This is a genomic window from Methylobacterium gnaphalii (assembly GCF_007992215.1).
Taxonomy (GTDB): domain Bacteria; phylum Pseudomonadota; class Alphaproteobacteria; order Rhizobiales; family Beijerinckiaceae; genus Methylobacterium; species Methylobacterium gnaphalii.
In genome coordinates, this window is sequence record NZ_BJZV01000103.1 from 1 (window position 1) to 1,016 (window position 1,016).

Consider the following 1,016-nt stretch of genomic DNA (forward strand, 5'->3'; position numbering starts at 1 on the left):
ACTAGAGCCGTTCCCGCTTACGTAGCGACGGCCAAATCGTTGTCGTAGCCGGCGGCGGCGAGGCAGTTGCAGCATTCGTCTGGGGTGAAGCGGGTGAAGGCGTTCCGGATGGCGTCCCAGAGGTCAGCCACGGTGCGGGCGGCTGCGGTCCGCAACAGCGCTTTCAGCTTGGCGAAGATCTGTTCGATCGGGTTGAACTCGGGGCTGTAGGGCGGAAGGTAGAGCAGCCGCGCGCCGGCCGCTTCGACCCGCTCGCGGATGCCGCTGACCTTGTGAGCTTGCAGGTTGTCGAGGATCACGGTGTCGCCGGGCCGCAGCACCGGGACGAGGCGGTTGGCGACGTAGTCGCGAAAGCGCTGGCCGTTTGTGGCGCCATCCGCGAGGTCGAGGGCGCACAGGCCGGTGGTGCGCAGAGCGGCGGTGACAGTAGTCGTTTTATAATGGCCCTGCGGTACGAGGAACCGGCAGCGCTCGCCGCGCGGGGCGCGGCCGTAGCGGCGGGCCATGTTGGTGGCAGCCGCCGTCTCGTCGAGGAAGACGAGCTTGTCGGGGTCGAGGTCGGGCTGAGCCTCGAACCACGCCTCACGCGCCGCCTTCACGTCGGCCCGCTCCTGCTCAGCCGCGTACTGCGCCCCTTTTTGCGGGTGATGCCGTGGCGAGCGAAGAAGCGTGACAGCCCGCTCGTGCTGGTCTGCACGCCATGCTCGGCCAGGGCGTCGCGCAATTCGCGCAGGAAGAGTTCGGGCTGCGCCTCATCGAGGGAGAGGATCAGATCCGCATGCGCCTCGATCGCCGGCAGGCTGTCGTCGGCGTGAGTCGGTTTGGGCGCGACGTGACCCTGCTGCGCAAACCGCTGCGAACAGCGGCTGGCGCTCGACACGCTCACCCCGAACCGCGCCGCCGCCCAATGGAAGGAAGCGCCCCCGGCCACGGCCGCTACGACGCGTTCGCGCAGATCGACAGACAACGGTGAAGGCATCGCTGGCTCCTTCACCGGTCAACGCCCCAACCACCGT

The 1,016-nt window shown here is 68.3% G+C and carries 1 protein-coding gene; it reads right to left on the minus strand.

The annotated features are described in order from the left end of the window. Positions 1-17: 17 nt before the first annotated feature. Positions 18-979 (minus strand): IS630-like element ISMex21 family transposase gene (locus tag MGN01_RS23275; RefSeq protein WP_147049160.1). Its coding sequence is split into 2 segments (ribosomal slippage): positions 18-631 and positions 631-979, totalling 963 coding nucleotides; the frame shifts between segments, so codons are not numbered across the junction. Positions 980-1,016: the final 37 nt, after the last annotated feature.